Here is a 15,690-nt window from a genome sequence, read left to right on the forward strand (position 1 = left end):
TCACGGACACTAGCAGTTATGACCTTTGAGGCAAATATGGGCGATGGCGACATTGATCGTATGAATCTTCCCGCCGTGGCGTGAGCTGATCGGACGCGCTATACAATGCTACGACTGCGGGCCGTTACCGCTCGATAAAAAGGAATTGCCATGATCCACCACGCCTTCTGGCTCGACGCGAGTGACCGCAGCCGCCTCTTCGTCAACCAGTGGCTCCCGGCCGCGCCATTGAAAGCGGTGATCCTGCTGGCCCACGGCATGGCCGAGCACAGCGCACGCTACGAGCGGCTGGCTGAAGCGTTTTGCGCACAAGGCTACGGTGTCTACGCCCCGGACCTGCGCGGCCATGGCAGGACGGCCGAAAACGGCACACTCGGGCATTTCGCCGATGACGATGGCTGGTGCAAGGTGATCGGCGATCTGGCCAGCCTCAATCAGCACATCGGCCAGCAGCATCCCGACGTGCCGATCATCCTGCTCGGGCACAGCATGGGCAGCTACCTCGCCCAGGGCTACCTGCTGCATCACAGCGCCAGTCTGCACGGGGCGATTCTCAGCGGTTCGAATTTCCAGCCGGTGGCGCTCTATGGCGCGGCGCGGCAGATCGCTCGTCTCGAGAAGCTGCGTCAGGGCGCCAGAGGGCGCAGCGCGCTGATCGCGTGGCTGTCGTTCGGCTCGTTCAACAAGAAATTCAAACCGGCACGCACGCCGTTCGACTGGCTGAGCCGCGACCCGGTCGAGGTCGATCTGTATGCCAACGACCCGTTGTGCGGCTTTCGCTGCACCAATCAATTGTGGATCGATCTGCTCGGTGGCTTGCAGCAGATCAGCAAAGCGTCCAATCTCGCCCAGATCGACCCGGGCCTGCCGCTGCTGGTGATCGGCGGTGAATGTGATCCGGTGAGCGAAGGCAAGCGTCTGACAGATCTGGCCGATGCGTTGCGCACGGCCGGCAGCCAGAACCTGCAACTGAAGATCTACCCGCAGGCGCGGCACGAATTGTTCAATGAAACCAATCGCGACGAAGTGATCGCCGATGTGCTGACCTGGATCGACCAGGCGCTGAGCCATCGTCGCCCTCACCGCAGCGAATAATTTTTTGTGGATTCACTTTAATCCGTCACAGGAATCAAGACCGATGACCCAGGTTACCAACATCCCTTACGAAGCCCTCGAAGTCGGCCAGACCGCCAGCTACAGCAAGACCGTCGAAGAGCGCGACATTCAGCTGTTCGCCGCGATGTCGGGCGACCACAACCCGGTGCACCTGGACGCCGAGTTCGCCGCTGCCAGCATGTTCAAGGAACGCATCGCCCACGGCATGTTCAGCGGCGCACTGATCAGCGCTGCCGTTGCGTGCGAGCTGCCAGGGCCGGGCACCATCTACATCGGCCAGCAGATGAGCTTTCAGAAGCCGGTAAAGATCGGCGACACCCTGACCGTGCGCCTGGAAATTCTCGAGAAGCTGCCGAAGTTCCGCGTGCGCATCGCCACTCGCGTGTTCAACCAGCGTGATGAATTGGTAGTGGATGGCGAGGCCGAGATTCTGGCACCGCGTAAACAGCAGACCGTGACCTTGCCGACGCTGCCGGCGATCAGCATCGGCTGATCTTCAGGTACACAAAAAACAAATGTGAGAGCAGGCTTGCTCGCGAAGGGGTCGTGTCAGCAACATAATCGTTGCATGACACACCGCTTTCGCGAGCAGGCCCGCTCCCACAGTTTTTCCAGCGTGGCTTTACGAACGGGCGCGAGCCTGGTTACGCAGGGCTTTCACCTGATCGTGATTGCGTTGCACGCCGTGGTATTGGCGTTCAACCAGATCACGAATACCGACCAGGTTGTGCTTGTTGATTTTCTCGATGGCTTCACGATAAGCCTTCAGGGCGTGGTCTTCACCGCGCTCGGCTTCGTTGAGCACGGCTTCTTCGTCCTTGCCGGTGAACATGGCTTTGACGTCGACCCAGCGACGGTGCAAATCACCGCTGACGCTGGTAGAGGTTTCCGGATCACCGCCCATCGAACGCACGGTGGCCTGCAGTTCGGCTGCCGCGGTGGCGCAATCGGCTGAGCGCTTGGTGAACAGCGCCTTGAGTTCCGGGTGCTTGATGTCTACGGCGCAAGTCTTGAACCCTTCCTGGCCGTCCTTGCTGGTTTCGATCAGGTCGTTGAGTACAGAGATGGCTTCTTTGTTCATGTCAGTCATTTTTCAATTCCTTGCAGTTGGTTGAAGATGCAAGGGTTATTGCAGTGTGTATGCCAGCTTTTACATAAATTTATTTTCGTTATTTATCAAATACTTAAGAATAAATGAAGCCTCTGTATCACGGTTATTTGCATGATCTGTCATTTGGCCTGCATGCAGAATGCCTGTATTTTCCAGAGTGTTTCGAATCCAGATGATTGTCGCTGATGAATCCTGAAAAACTCGAACTGCTGATCACCCGTGAAATGCCCTTCGGCAAGTACAAGGGCCGGATCATTGCCGACCTGCCGGGGCCCTATCTGAACTGGTTTGCCCGCGAAGGTTTCCCCCACGGCGAACTCGGCGGGCTGCTGGCGCTGATGCACGAAATCGACCATAACGGTCTGTCGGACCTGCTCGAACCGCTACGCGCCAAACACGGCAAACCTGCCCCGCGCCACTGAAGCGCCCTCTTCCCTTGAGCCGAGTCGACCATGCCTGACAACACCCGCCGTGCCCGTGACGAAGCGTTCTGGCAGACCTTCGCCGACCGCTATGAAGCGCAAACCGGCCCGCTGAACCTGGAAAACGGTTATTTCGGACGCATGTCGCGCACGGTGATCGAGGACTACCAGCGCAACATCGAGCTGATCAACACGAGCAACTCGGTGTATGTGCGCCAGCGTTTCGAACAGCACGACAGCCTCGATATCCGCGCACAACTGGCCGAGACGATAGGCGTGCGCGCGCAAAGCGTGGCCTTCACCCGCAATGCCAGTGATGCGCTGCAGTCGCTGATCCGCAATTACAACCGCCTGCAACCGGGCGACCAGGTGTTGATCTGCGACCTCGAATACGACACGGTCAAAGGCGCCATGCGCTGGCTGGCACGGCATCGCGGCGTGGACGTGATCGAAGTCAATCACAACCATCCGGCCAGTTACGACAGCCTGCTGGACACTTACCGCGAAACCTTCATCCGCTATCCGAAACTCAAGCTGATGGCCCTGACCCATGTCACCCACCGCACCGGGCTGGTAATGCCAGTGCAGGCCATCGCTGCGCTGGCGAAACAATATGGCGTGGACATCATCCTCGATGGCGCTCACGCCCTCGGCCAGATCGACCTCAACCTGGAAGCACTGGGCATCGCGTTCGCCGGGTTCAACCTGCACAAGTGGATTGGCGCGCCATTGACCCTGGGCTTTCTGTACATCGCCCCGCAGCGCCTTGCCGACATTGACCCGGACATGGGTGAAATGCACTTTCCGGTCAGCGACATCCGCGCGCGCACGCCGTACAGCACGCCAAACATTCCGGCACTGATGTCCCTGCCGCTGGCGCTCGAGGAGCACCGTTCGCTCGGCGGCGCAGCGGCCAAAGGCGCGCGACTCAATTACCTGCGCAACCTGTGGGTCAGCGCGGTGCGGCACCTGCCGGGAATCGAAGTGATGACCCCGGACGATCCGCGCCTGTATTGCGGCATCACCTCGATGCGCTTCACCCGCCACACCGATCAACAGGCGATGGTCGAGCGACTGCTCAACGAGCACAACCTGTTCACTGTGGTGCGCAACGGTGCGGCGAGCGGACCGAGCATCCGCATCACTCCGGGGCTGACCACCACCGCTGCCGACATGCAGACGCTGACCCGCGCCCTCAACGAGCTGCGCTGATCCGCTCACACGGTGTACTTGTCGAAGTCCTCGGGCTTGATCTGCGATGAGACGGCGAAGGTGTCGATGCCGATGGTCATGTGCCCGAAAAAGCCATCCTCGTGAGAGTCACGGCCAATCGGCCACACGGTCAGGGTCGAGCCTTCGCCCCCACTGTTCGCGTAATAGCTGTCTTCGGCATTGTTCAAGGGTGACGAAGCCCGCCCGCGATAATCCCGGGCGTTGAGCACCGAGCGGGAGACCACTTCGGGGAAATACAGCTGGCCGACCCAGGCAACGTTGCGCTCCTCGAGATATTCACTACCGGCCACGATGCGCACCGCGACGTGAATGTGCAGTGCACGACCGGCGTAGAAGCCCGGATAAATCGTGGTGAAACGCGCCCGCCCCTGGTGATCGCAGAACTGGCTGCCGCGCAGGTAGGTGTCATCGTCGGTACGCGGGATCGAGCCGATGGCATCGGTGTCGACTTCAAGATCCGGATTGATCCGGCTCCACCCCGAGTAAGCGCCCCGCGCATTACAGTGCCAGATATCGACGAGCGCTCCGCTCACCGGCTCGCCGGTCATGGCGTCGACGATGCTCAGGCGCAGCAGCAAGGGCAATCCTTCGGCACCTTCGCTGATGTTGCGGCGCAGCAGCTTGGGATTGCGGAAGTACGGCCCGGCGATTTGCTCGGGAGCCAACTGATAGATCGGTTGTGGCGATGAGGCTGCAGTATCTCGTTCCATGACACGTTCTCTCTTCCATAAGATGAACGCAGATTAACGGCGCACAAGGCCTTCGGTGCGGTAACTATGTATCGCGCCATTTCTCGTGACTTTTTCCGGGCAAAAAAAACGGTGCACCGACCAAGCGCACCGTAAAGCCGTAGAACACACAACGAAGTGTCAGGTAAAAACTTTCAATCCAGCAGCATCAGTCCAGCAGCGCCAGGGCCTCGGCGGTGCATTCCTGAATGCGCGCCCAGTCGCCGTTCTTGATCCACTCAGGATCGAGCATCCAGCTACCGCCCACGCACATGACGTTTTTCAGCGCCATGTAGCTCTTGATGTTGGCCGGGCCGACGCCGCCGGTCGGGCAGAATTTAACTTCGCCGAACGGGCCGCCGAGGGCCTTGATCGCTGCCACGCCGCCGCTGACTTCAGCGGGGAACAGCTTGAAGCGGCGATAACCCAGGCCATAGCCTTCCATGATGCCGGAGGCATTGCTGATGCCTGGCAACAGCGGGATCGGGCTGTCGACGCTGGCTTCGAGCAGGTCACGGGTGATGCCCGGGGTGACGATGAATTGCGAACCGGCCGCTTCGGCCGCCGCGAGCATATTACGATCGAGCACGGTGCCGGCACCGGTCACCAGCTCCGGACGCTGCTCGCGCAGGATCTGGATCGCCTTGAGACCGAACTGCGAACGCAGGGTCACTTCCAGCGCGGTCAGGCCACCGGCCGCCAGGGCGTCGGCCAGCGGCAACACGTCCTGTTCACGGGCGATGGTGATCACCGGCAGGATCCGCGCCTTGGCGCAGAGGCTGTCGATCAGGGCAACTTTGTCCGCCATGGAAACGGTCGGGGATGGGGTTGTCATAGCGGCTGTTCCTTGGCTCATGGGCACCAGTAAATCTCTAACGTAGGTTGCAGAAACGCGCGAACCGGCATGGCCGCGACGTCGTCGGATGCCAGTGCGGCATTCAGGGTGGTCAGTTTCGATTGACCCGAAATCGACAGAATCTTGTGCCTCGCCGAAGCCAGCAGCGCGCGGCTCATGGTCAGGCGTTGACGCGGCACACTTGGCGCCAGCATCGGCCAGCAACGGCGCGTGCCATCGGCCTGCAAGGCTTCGGCGAGGTTCGGGCTGTCGGGGAACAGCGACGCGGTGTGACCGTCATCGCCCATGCCCAGCACCAGCACGTCAATCGGCGGCAATTCGGCGAGCAAGCGGTCGGCTTGTTCCGCAGCCTGCTCGACGTTGGCCGCCGCGCTATAGAGGCTGAGGAACTGCGCCTTGGCGGCCGGCCCTTTGAGCAGATACTGCTTGAGCAGGCCGGCGTTGCTGTCGGCGTGTTCGACCGGTACCCAGCGCTCGTCGGCGAGGGTCACGACGACCTTCGACCAGTCCAGTTCCTGCTTGGCCAGGTGCTGGAAAAACGCCACCGGGCTGCGACCACCGGAGACCACCAGCACCGCGTTGCCGCGAGCGCCAATGGCTTCATTCAGTTGCTTGGCGACGTTCAGCGCCAGGCCCTCGGCCAACAGCACCGGACTCTTGAACGGGTGGGCATTCACGCCCACCGGCAGTTTCACATCAGATATCGCCATACCACGACCTCCCGTCCCGCGTGATCAGTGCAATCGAGCTCATCGGCCCCCACGACCCGGCCGCATACGGCTTGGGCGCGTCACCGGACTTTTTCCACCCGGCGATCAACTGGTCACACCATTTCCACGCGGCTTCGATTTCATCTTTACGGACAAACAGGTTCTGATTGCCGTTCATCACTTCCAGTAACAACCGCTCGTAGGCGTCGGGGATCCGCGCGCTGCGCCAGGTGTCGGAGAAATTCAGTTGCAGCGGACCGCTGCGCAGTTGCATGCCCTTGTCCAGGCCCTGCTCCTTGGTCATCACGCGCAAGGAAATGCCTTCGTCCGGTTGCAGACGGATGATCAGTTTGTTGCTGATCTGCAGGCGTTGTTCCGGCGCAAAAATGTAGTGCGACGGTTCCTTGAAGTGGATGACGATCTGCGACAGTTTCTGCGGCATGCGCTTGCCGGTACGCAGATAGAACGGCACGCCGGCCCAGCGCCAGTTGCGGATGTCGGCACGCAGGGCAACGAAGGTTTCGGTGTCGCTCTGAGTGTTGGAGTTCGGTTCTTCCAGGTAGCCCGGTACGGACTTGCCTTCGCTGTGACCGGCGATGTACTGACCGCGCACCACTTGCGTGGTCAGGCCTTCCGGGCTGATCGGCGCCAGCGCCTTGAGCACTTTTACCTTTTCGTCACGGATGCTGTCGGCAGACAGGTCGGCCGGCGGGTCCATGGCGATCAGGCACAGCAGCTGCAGCAGGTGGTTCTGGATCATGTCGCGCAGTTGGCCGGCCTTGTCGAAGTAGCCCCAACGGCCTTCGATGCCGACCTTCTCGGCCACGGTGATTTCCACGTGGGAGATGTAATTCTGGTTCCACTGGGTTTCGAACAGGCTGTTGGCGAAACGCAGGGCGATCAGGTTCTGGACGGTCTCTTTGCCCAGGTAGTGGTCGATGCGGTAGGTGCGGTTCTCCGGGAAGAACTGCGCCACGGCGTCGTTCACTTTGCGCGAGGACTCCAGATCGGAGCCGATCGGTTTTTCCAGGACCACGCGGGTATTTTCTGCCAGACCGACTTTCGCCAGGTTCTCGCAGATCGCGCCGTACACCGCCGCCGGGGTGGCGAAGTAGGCAATCATGCGTTGAGTGCTGCCAGCCAGTTCGGCCAGCGCCACGTAATCTTCAGCCTTGAGGAAGTCGACATGCAGGTAGCTCAGACGCGCCAGAAAGCGCTCGGCCACGGCCTCGTCCAGTTCTTTGCCGACGTAACGGCGCAATTCGGCGGCGATGAATGCCAGGTGCTGCTGCTCGGTGCCGTCTTCACGGGCCAGTGCGATGATGCGCGTGTCCTCGTGCAACAGGTCAGCGCCATCGAGGTGATAAAGGGCAGGAAACAGCTTGCGCAAGGCCAGATCGCCGAGAGCGCCGAACAAGGCAAAGGTGCACGGTTCAACCGTAATCGAAGGCATGATGTTTGTTCTTTTATCAAGTTAAGCTACAAATACCTTTTTTCAAGGCATCACTCAAGGGAAAATGTAGTAATAACCACAACATTTTCGCAAAATACAGATTCCGAGTGGTGGTCGGTCGGAGCCATCAGTAGGATAGGCCACCGTCACGGGCCACATCAAAGGCCCAATTTGCATAGCCCGGCGCAACTTTGCGCAGGTGAATTAGGAATTCCATATGGACCGCGTGCGAAATTTACTGGAACAGATCCAGAATCGCCTTGAAGAGCTGAACAAGGCCGAACGCAAAGTCGCCGAGGTGATCCTGCTCAACCCGCAGCAGGCCACCCGCTTCAGCATCGCCGCCCTCGCCCAGGCGGCGTCGGTGAGCGAGCCGACGGTCAACCGTTTCTGCCGTTCGTTCGGTGTCAGCGGCTACCCTGAACTCAAACTGCAACTGGCGCAGAGCCTGGCCAGTGGCGCAGCGTATGTCAGCCGCGCGGTGGAGGCCGATGACAATCCAGAGGCCTACACGCAGAAGATCTTCGGCAGCGCCATCGCCTCGCTGGACAGCGCTTGCCAGGCGCTGGACCCGAACCTGATCAGCCGCGCGGTCGACCTGTTGATTCAGGCCCGGCAGATCCACTTCTTCGGCCTTGGCGCCTCGGCGCCGGTGGCGCTGGATGCACAGCACAAGTTCTTCCGCTTCAACCTGGCGGTCACCGCACATGCCGATGTGCTGATGCAGCGGATGATTGCTTCGGTGGCGCACACCGGTGAGTTGTTCGTGATCATTTCCTACACCGGGCGTACGCGTGAACTGGTGGAAGTGGCGCGCATTGCCCGGGAGAACGGCGCTTCAGTGCTGGGCCTGACTGCCGAGAACTCGCCGCTGGCCAAGGCCAGCACCTTGAGCTTGAACATCCCGTTGCCGGAAGACACCGACATCTATATGCCGATGACCTCGCGGATCATTCAGTTGACCGTGCTTGATGTGCTGGCGACCGGCATGACCTTGCGTCGCGGGGTGGATTTCCAGCCGCATCTGCGCAAGATCAAAGAGAGTTTGAATGCCAGCCGGTATCCGGTGGGTGACGAGTTCAATTGATCTCTGACGGCTGATCGTTCCCACGCTCTGCGTGGGAACGATCAAGCCGCCGCCCACGCCTGCAAACTCAAATGCGCCTTCTCCCCGGGCGCCAGATGCAGGCTGTCAGTGCCGCCCGCCGCGGCTTCAACACAGACAAACTCCGTCACCTCATCCCAGCTCACCCCCAGCAACGGCCGCGCACCCGGGTGCCAGACGACCGTGTCGGCGCTGTCGCCCGTATCAATGCGCAGCTCGCGCTGCCAGGCGTGATCTTTCAGCTGCAATTCGCCGTCATGCTGGAACACCCGCTGACAACCGCCATCGACACGCAACTCACCTTCCTGCTGGCAGGACTGGCGGCTCAACTGGTCATAACCTTGCGCGCCTTCGAGCCCAGACAGCGCTATCTCACCGACGTCGCCAATACGCCAGTAAGCATGCAAAGCCTGGCTCAACTGGCACGGCATGTCGTCCTGATGCTCGGTGCTCAGGCGCAATTCCATGCGTTCGCCCAGATGCGCGTGCAGGTCCGCCTGCCAGTCGCACAGCTGCAACTGCCAATGCAGGCGCACGCCGTCGTCGGCACTGCTGCTGTCGATCAGTTTCCAGTCGAGCAGTCGCGCCCAGCCATGGGAAGGCCACGCGTTTTCGCTCGGATGACGGCCATACCACGGCCAGCACACCGGCACGCCACCGCGAATGGCGCCAACGTGCGGCCACTTCGCCGCACACCACAACCACGGTTTCTGCCCGCGCGGCTGAAAGTGCAGCAACTGCGCACCCTGACGACTGAACACCGCCTGACACAGCGGATGATCGATCACCAGCACATCGCGCATCTGATAGCGCTCCCAGGCGAACACCGGTTGTTCGCGCAGGGATTTGAAGAAGCGTTGCAGCGGATGCTCATGCATTGGCCACGGTCCTGAAAATCATGGAGGTACTCAATTACCTTTGTGCCCAGTGAGAGTGAACACTGTGTCGCAAAAAAAAGCGGACAGCCTTGGCTGTCCGCAAATATGCGCACATAGAGAGGAGCTTATCGCAACAGCGTTAGAACACCGACTGAATTTTCAGGCCCGCGACCAATGCGTTGTCCACTGCATCAACACCGCCCGGGTGAGTGATGTACTGCAGGTTAGGACGCACCGTCAGCCAGTTGGTGACGTGGAAGCCGTAGTTGATCTCGTAGTTGTATTCAGTGTCACGAATTGGCGAGAACACCGGGTTGTCGTAGTCCGAGACACCGTTGGAAGCATTCAGCAGCTCGGCGTTTTTCTTCACGTCATCGTTGACGTGGATACGCGCCGCGCCAATGCCGACGTCATCCTTCGGACGTGCGTCGAACGGGCCTTTGTAGACAAACATCACCGACTGGTAGTTGTCGATGAAGTTGGTGTCCTTGTCGTGGAAGGTCGCGTTGGCGGCAATGTTCAGACCACGGGTAGCATCACCGTTGTGGCTGGTGAGTTGCTGTTGCGCGACAAACCAGTAGCCGTGTTTGCTGCTGTGAGTCTTGTAGGCGTCGCCGGTGGTAGCCGCGTCGAAACCGTTGACGTCTTCACGTACGTCGTTGGCGTCAGCCGTGCTCTTGTAGTAACCGATGCGGTATTCGCCCGGCAGGCTGTTGACCTTCGGCGACCAGACCAGCTCGACGGGAAGAACCGTACCTTTGGTGCCGCTGCCGCTGAGTTTGAAACCGTTGCCGTGTTCCAGCTGCGACGGGTTCTGGTTGTACGCACCGATTTGCGCGTAGAGCTCGTCGTTGATGTTGTACTTCACGCGGATCGCGGCCTGGCTGACGGGCCAGTTGTACCAGATGTTGGTCGCCCAGTTACCCACTTGCGAGCCGCAGAACGCCAGGTTCTGGAATTCGCACGGGAAGGTGTTGAAGTCTTCGCCTTCACCGAAGTAACCGGCCTTCACGTCGAGCTTGTTGTCGAAGAACTGGTGCTGTATCCACAACTGGGTCAGACGCACCATGTGGCCACGACCGTAGACTTCCTGCGACGACGACAAGGTGCCGGCACGCGGATCGCCAACGCGGTCGTTGGAGATGTTTTGACCGTTACGGTTGGTCAGCTGGATCTTGGCCTGGGTGTTATCCCAGCCCCAAAGTTTTTGCAGGTCCAGCGCCACACCCAGACCGAACTGATCGCTGTAGCGACCGGTCTTGTCGTCGTTGTAGCCACCATGCAGGTTGGCGCCCATTTCCCCGACGTAATCAGCCTTGATGTCGATACCTTGCTCGATCAGCTTGGTACGCTCGCCACCCCAGTCGCCGGTCATCCATTTCGAATCGGAGCTGAATGCATCGGCAGCCATTGCATTGCCGGCCAGCACCAATGCCGCCGCAGCTGACACTTGGCAGATCAGCCGGGCATTGACGTGTTTCTTTTTCATCCCTACATCCTCGTCTTTATTGTTATTAACTGTTTTTTTCCAACGTGGTTTACATAAAAAGTGCGGTGAACGACAGGCCGAACACCACTTTTCCCCTGTGGGAGCGGGCTTGCTCGCGAAGGCGTCATGTCAGTCGACATATGTATTGCCTGACACTCCGCTTTCGCGAGCAAGCCCGCTCCCACCTTGTTCTTCAGCGGCCTTTGAATTGCGCGACGTTCGCCGACCGCGCTTCGGTTTGCGCCTGGCCCGCAACGCCCAGACGCTCGCCAGTCTTGGCATCAAACAACAACACTTTCGACGGATCGAACTGCAGTGTCAGGGTCTCGCCCACCTGCGGTGCCACGTCCGGTGCCAGACGGCAGCAGACCTTGGTTTCATTCAGGTTGACGAACACCAGGGTGTCCGGACCGGTCGGCTCGGTAACCTGCACTTCGGCCTTGATGCTCGGCAAGCCATTGCCCTCGCCGTTCGCCAGAACAATCTGTTCCGGGCGCAGGCCGAGGATCACTTCGCGATCTTCAAGACCGGCGTCCTGCATGCTCATCGGCAGCTCGCAACGCGCCTGGCCGCTGTCGAGCAGCGCCAGCAAACGGCCGTCCTTGCGTTGCAGGCGTAGCGGAATGAAGTTCATCGGCGGCGAACCGATGAAGCTCGCCACAAACAGGTTGGCCGGGTCGTTGTAGATCTCTTTCGGCGTGCCGAACTGCTGGATAATGCCGTCCTTCATCACCGCCACTTTGTCGCCCAGGGTCATCGCTTCGATCTGGTCGTGGGTCACGTAAACGGTGGTGGTTTTCAGACGCTGGTGCATCAGTTTCATTTCGGTGCGCATCTCGACGCGCAGCTTGGCGTCGAGGTTGGACAGCGGTTCGTCGAACAGATAGATCTTCGGCCGCCGCGCCAAGGCACGGCCCATCGCCACACGCTGTTGCTGACCACCGGAGAGCTGACCCGGCTTGCGGTTGAGCAGGTGTTCGATCTGCAGCAGCTTGGCGACGCGTGCGACTTCTTCGTCGATCGCCGCCTGAGGCATCTTGCGAATCTTCAGGCCGAATTCGATGTTCTCGCGCACGCTCATGGTCGGGTACAGCGCGTAGGACTGGAACACCATGGCGATGTCACGATCCTTCGGGCTCATGCCGCTGACGTCCTGATCACCGATCATGATCGCGCCGCCGGTGATGGTTTCCAGACCGGCGATGCAGTTCATCAAGGTCGATTTGCCGCAGCCAGACGGGCCGACGAGGATCAGGAATTCGCCTTCCTTGATCGACAGTTCGATGTTCTTCAGGGTGTCCGGCAGGCCGGCACCGTAGGTCTTGTTGACGTTGCGAAGTTCGAGCGTTGCCATGATTACCCCTTGACTGCGCCGGCCGTCAGCCCGCGCACGAAATACTTGCCTGCGACCACATAGACCAGCAGGGTCGGCAGGCCGGCGATCATCGCCGCTGCCATATCAACGTTGTATTCCTTGGCGCCGGTGCTGGTGTTGACCAGGTTGTTCAGCGCCACCGTGATCGGCTGCGAATCACCGCTGGAGAACACCACACCGAACAGGAAGTCGTTCCAGATCTGGGTGAACTGCCAGATCAGGCAGACCATGATGATCGGCGTCGACATCGGCAGAATGATGCGACGGAAGATCGTGAAGAAACCCGCGCCATCCAGACGTGCAGCTTTCACCAGTGCATCAGGAATGCTCACGTAGTAGTTACGGAAGAACAGCGTAGTAAACGCCAGACCGTAAACCACGTGGACAAACACCAGGCCGGTGGTGGTGCTTGCCAGGCCCATCTTGCCAAGGGTGAACGAGGCCGGCAGCAACACGGTCTGGAACGGCAGGAAGCAGCCGAACAGCAGCAGACCGAAGAACAGCTGCGAACCGCGGAAACGCCAGAACGACAGCACGTAACCGTTCAACGCACCGATGGCGGTGGAGATGGCCACGGCCGGCACGGTGATCTTGATCGAGTTCCAGAAGTAACCGTCAACCGTGGCCCAGGCCTTGACCCAGCCGATGCCGCTGACCACGGTCGGCCAGCTCAGCAGGTTGCCAGTGCTGATGTCTTCCGGGGTCTTGAAGCTGGTCAACAGCATCACCACCAGCGGGATCAGGTAGAGCAATACCGCGAGGATCAGCACCGCGTAGATCGCCACGCGGCTCAGGCTGAAGGCGGGTTTGGCAGCGAGACTAGTCATTACGCTTGGTCCTCAGCTCGGAGTACAGGTAAGGCACGATGATCGCGAGGATCGCACCGAGCATCAGAATCGCGCTGGCCGAGCCCATGCCCATCTGGCCGCGACTGAAGGTAAAGGAGTACATGAACATCGCCGGCAGGTCGGAGGAATAACCCGGGCCACCGGCGGTCATCGCCGCGACGAGGTCGAAGCTCTTGATCGCAATGTGGGCCAGAATCATCACCGCACTGAAGAACACCGGGCGCAGGCTTGGCAGCACCACTTTCCAGTAGATGGTCGGCATGCTCGCGCCATCGATCTGTGCGGCACGGATGATCGATTGATCAACGCCACGCAGGCCGGCGAGGAACATCGCCATGATGAAGCCCGAGGCTTGCCAAACCGCGGCGATCACCAGGCAATAGACCACGCGATCAGGGTCGATCAGCCAGTCCAGACGGAAGCCTTCCCAGCCCCAGTCACGCAACAATTTGTCCAGGCCCATGCCCGGGTTGAGCAGCCATTTCCACGCGGTACCGGTGACGATCATCGAGAGCGCCATCGGGTACAGGTAAATGGTGCGGATAAAGCCTTCGCGACGGATGCGCTGGTCGAGGAACACCGCCAGCAGCACGCCGATCACCAGGGTGATACCGATGAACATGCCACCGAACACCGCGAGGTTCTTGCTCGCGACCCACCAGCGGTCGTTGTCGAACAGCCGTGCGTATTGCGCCAGACCCGCCCACTTGTAGTTCGGCAGGAAGGTCGAGGTGGTGAACGACAGCACGAACGTCCACAGGATGTAGCCATAGAAGCCCACCAGCACGATGAACATGCTCGGCGCCAGCACCAGTTTCGGTAGCCAGCGCTGCAGTGCATCGAACGGCGAGGCCTTGCTGAACACAGCAACAGAACTCATGGGAAAATCCAGAATAAAGATGACAGGGCATTCCCTTATAGGAGTGAGCCTGCTCGCGATTGTGGTGTGTCAGTTGATGAATCTGTTACCTGACAAACTGCTATCGCGAGCAGGCTCACTCCTACAGGGGCCAAGGATTACTTGGCTGACTGCACCGCTGCGCCGAGTTTCTTCGCAGCATCGGCCGGGTCGGCTTTCGGGTCGTTGATGTAGTTGGTCACGACATCAAAGAACGCGCCCTGCACCGCCAGCGTGGTCGCCATGTTGTGCGCCATGCTCGGTTGCAGGCCACCGGACTTGGCGTCTGCCAGGAAGTCCTTGGCAGCAGTCTGGGCGCAGGAATCGAAGCCGAGCTTGTCCATGTTGTTCAACATGTCGTTGCGAACCGGGATCGAGCCTTTGTTGATGCTGAAGACTTTCTGGAAGTTTTCACCCAGCACCACTTTGGCGATGTCCTGCTGACCGGCCGCGGTGCCCGCGTCCTTCTGCTTGAACACAGCAAGGGAGTCGATGTTGTAGGTGAACGCCTTGTCGGTGCCCGGGAACGCTACGCACTCGTAGTCCTTGCCGGCGACTTTCTTGGCCGCGGTCCATTCGGACTTGGCCCAGTCACCCATGATCTGCATGCCGGCCTTGCCGTTGATGACCTTGGCCGCTTCCAGGTTCCAGTCCTGGCCTTTGCCGTCGGCGTCCATGTAGGTCGCGACTTTCTTCAGCTCGGTCAGCGCCTTGACCATTTCCGGACCGGTCAGCGCCTTGTTGTCCAGATCGACCAGGGCTTTCTTGTAGCCATCAACACCCATGACCGACAGCACCACGGCTTCGAACACGGTGCTGTCCTGCCAAGGCTGACCGCCGTGGGCCAGCGGGATGAAGCCCGCAGCTTTCAGCTTGTCGCCGGCGGCGTAGAATTCTTCGAGGGTGGTCGGGTTCTTGGTGATGCCGGCTTTCTTGAAGACTTCCGGGTTGATCCACAGCCAGTTCACGCGGTGAATGTTCACCGGCACGGCTACGTAATCACCGTCGTACTTCACGGTATCGGAGACTTTCTTGTCGAGCAGGCTGTCCCACTTTTCCGACTTGGCGACGTCTTTCAGCACGTCGGTGTCGAGCAGACCGGTGGACGCCCATTCCTGGATGTCCGGGCCTTTGATCTGAGCAACGCCAGGCGGGTTGCCGGCGACTGCGCGGCTTTTCAGCACGGTCATGGCCGTGGCACCGCCACCGCCGGCGACAGCGCCGTCTTTCCAGGTGAAACCGTCTTTTTCGACTTGGGCCTTGAGCACATCAACAGCGGCTTTTTCGCCACCGGACGTCCACCAGTGCACGACTTCGACCGAACCTTTGGATTCGGCAGCGGAAACACTGAGAGGCAGAATTGCGAGCGGGAACAGGGAGGCGACAGAAATGACAGTAGCGAGGCGAGAAATCGCATTCATCTGAGATGTACCTTTCTTGTTGTTATGCATGCAAGTCTGATGCTTGC

At 59.9% G+C, this 15,690-nt stretch carries 16 protein-coding genes; 5 read left to right on the top strand and 11 right to left on the bottom strand.

The window, feature by feature from the left end:
* The first annotated feature begins 150 nt into the window (after positions 1-150).
* Positions 151-1,095, top strand: coding sequence for an alpha/beta hydrolase (locus tag QMK55_RS06350; RefSeq protein ID WP_102356973.1), 945 nt, complete (start codon positions 151-153; stop codon positions 1,093-1,095).
* Positions 1,096-1,138: 43 nt separating this feature from the next.
* Entirely contained in the window at positions 1,139-1,609 is a 471-nt protein-coding gene (locus QMK55_RS06355; RefSeq protein ID WP_003227420.1) for a MaoC family dehydratase, read from the top strand.
* Positions 1,610-1,738: 129 nt separating this feature from the next.
* Here QMK55_RS06355 and QMK55_RS06360 read toward each other — a convergent pair whose 3' ends face one another.
* Positions 1,739-2,206 carry a PA2169 family four-helix-bundle protein gene (locus QMK55_RS06360; protein ID WP_320328880.1) on the bottom strand — a complete coding sequence of 156 codons (468 nt, stop codon included), beginning with the start codon at positions 2,204-2,206 and terminating at the stop codon, positions 1,739-1,741.
* A gap of 206 nt (positions 2,207-2,412) precedes the next feature.
* Between QMK55_RS06360 and QMK55_RS06365 the strand changes: the two genes are divergently transcribed.
* Complete coding sequence (locus QMK55_RS06365) at positions 2,413-2,649, top strand: DUF3820 family protein (RefSeq protein WP_025112833.1); 237 nt, start codon at positions 2,413-2,415, stop codon at positions 2,647-2,649.
* Positions 2,650-2,679: 30 nt separating this feature from the next.
* Entirely contained in the window at positions 2,680-3,861 is a 1,182-nt protein-coding gene (locus QMK55_RS06370; RefSeq protein ID WP_320328881.1) for an aminotransferase class V-fold PLP-dependent enzyme, read from the top strand.
* Between the two features lie 5 nt (positions 3,862-3,866).
* Here QMK55_RS06370 and QMK55_RS06375 read toward each other — a convergent pair whose 3' ends face one another.
* The 4 genes from QMK55_RS06375 to zwf all read right to left on the bottom strand — a co-directional run bounded on the left by QMK55_RS06375 (position 3,867) and on the right by zwf (position 7,629).
* Entirely contained in the window at positions 3,867-4,592 is a 726-nt protein-coding gene (locus tag QMK55_RS06375) for an intradiol ring-cleavage dioxygenase (protein ID WP_320328882.1), read from the bottom strand.
* A 187-nt stretch (positions 4,593-4,779) separates the two neighbouring features.
* Positions 4,780-5,445, bottom strand: coding sequence for a bifunctional 4-hydroxy-2-oxoglutarate aldolase/2-dehydro-3-deoxy-phosphogluconate aldolase (locus QMK55_RS06380; protein ID WP_007969324.1), 666 nt, complete (start codon positions 5,443-5,445; stop codon positions 4,780-4,782).
* A gap of 17 nt (positions 5,446-5,462) precedes the next feature.
* Complete coding sequence (pgl, locus tag QMK55_RS06385) at positions 5,463-6,176, bottom strand: 6-phosphogluconolactonase (RefSeq protein ID WP_320328883.1); 714 nt, start codon at positions 6,174-6,176, stop codon at positions 5,463-5,465.
* Complete coding sequence (gene zwf, locus QMK55_RS06390) at positions 6,163-7,629, bottom strand: glucose-6-phosphate dehydrogenase (RefSeq protein WP_102356968.1); 1,467 nt, start codon at positions 7,627-7,629, stop codon at positions 6,163-6,165. Before zwf ends, pgl begins: the two co-directional genes overlap by 14 nt.
* Positions 7,630-7,855: 226 nt before the next feature.
* Between zwf and QMK55_RS06395 the strand changes: the two genes are divergently transcribed.
* A complete protein-coding gene (locus tag QMK55_RS06395; protein WP_170948639.1) occupies positions 7,856-8,716 on the top strand; it encodes a MurR/RpiR family transcriptional regulator in 861 nt (286 codons plus the stop codon).
* Positions 8,717-8,757: 41 nt separating this feature from the next.
* On the opposite strand, the gene QMK55_RS06400 is transcribed toward QMK55_RS06395, so the two are convergent.
* The 6 genes from QMK55_RS06400 to QMK55_RS06425 all read right to left on the bottom strand — a co-directional run bounded on the left by QMK55_RS06400 (position 8,758) and on the right by QMK55_RS06425 (position 15,643).
* Complete coding sequence (locus QMK55_RS06400; RefSeq protein WP_320328884.1) at positions 8,758-9,612, bottom strand: D-hexose-6-phosphate mutarotase; 855 nt, start codon at positions 9,610-9,612, stop codon at positions 8,758-8,760.
* A 139-nt stretch (positions 9,613-9,751) separates the two neighbouring features.
* Positions 9,752-11,101, bottom strand: coding sequence for a carbohydrate porin (locus QMK55_RS06405; RefSeq protein WP_320328885.1), 1,350 nt, complete (start codon positions 11,099-11,101; stop codon positions 9,752-9,754).
* A gap of 193 nt (positions 11,102-11,294) precedes the next feature.
* Positions 11,295-12,455: an ABC transporter ATP-binding protein gene (locus QMK55_RS06410; protein ID WP_102356965.1), complete on the bottom strand. Its 1,161-nt coding sequence runs from the start codon at positions 12,453-12,455 to the stop codon at positions 11,295-11,297.
* A 2-nt stretch (positions 12,456-12,457) separates the two neighbouring features.
* Entirely contained in the window at positions 12,458-13,303 is an 846-nt protein-coding gene (locus QMK55_RS06415; protein WP_102356964.1) for a carbohydrate ABC transporter permease, read from the bottom strand.
* Positions 13,296-14,204 (bottom strand): carbohydrate ABC transporter permease, encoded by a 909-nt coding sequence (locus QMK55_RS06420; RefSeq protein ID WP_007917874.1) that lies wholly within the window; start codon positions 14,202-14,204, stop codon positions 13,296-13,298. The genes QMK55_RS06415 and QMK55_RS06420 overlap by 8 nt, the downstream gene beginning before the upstream one ends.
* Positions 14,205-14,341: 137 nt before the next feature.
* Positions 14,342-15,643 carry an ABC transporter substrate-binding protein gene (locus tag QMK55_RS06425; RefSeq protein WP_090285552.1) on the bottom strand — a complete coding sequence of 434 codons (1,302 nt, stop codon included), beginning with the start codon at positions 15,641-15,643 and terminating at the stop codon, positions 14,342-14,344.
* Positions 15,644-15,690: the final 47 nt, after the last annotated feature.

It is taken from the genome of Pseudomonas sp. P8_229 (assembly GCF_034008635.1).
Taxonomy (GTDB): Bacteria; Pseudomonadota; Gammaproteobacteria; order Pseudomonadales; family Pseudomonadaceae; genus Aquipseudomonas.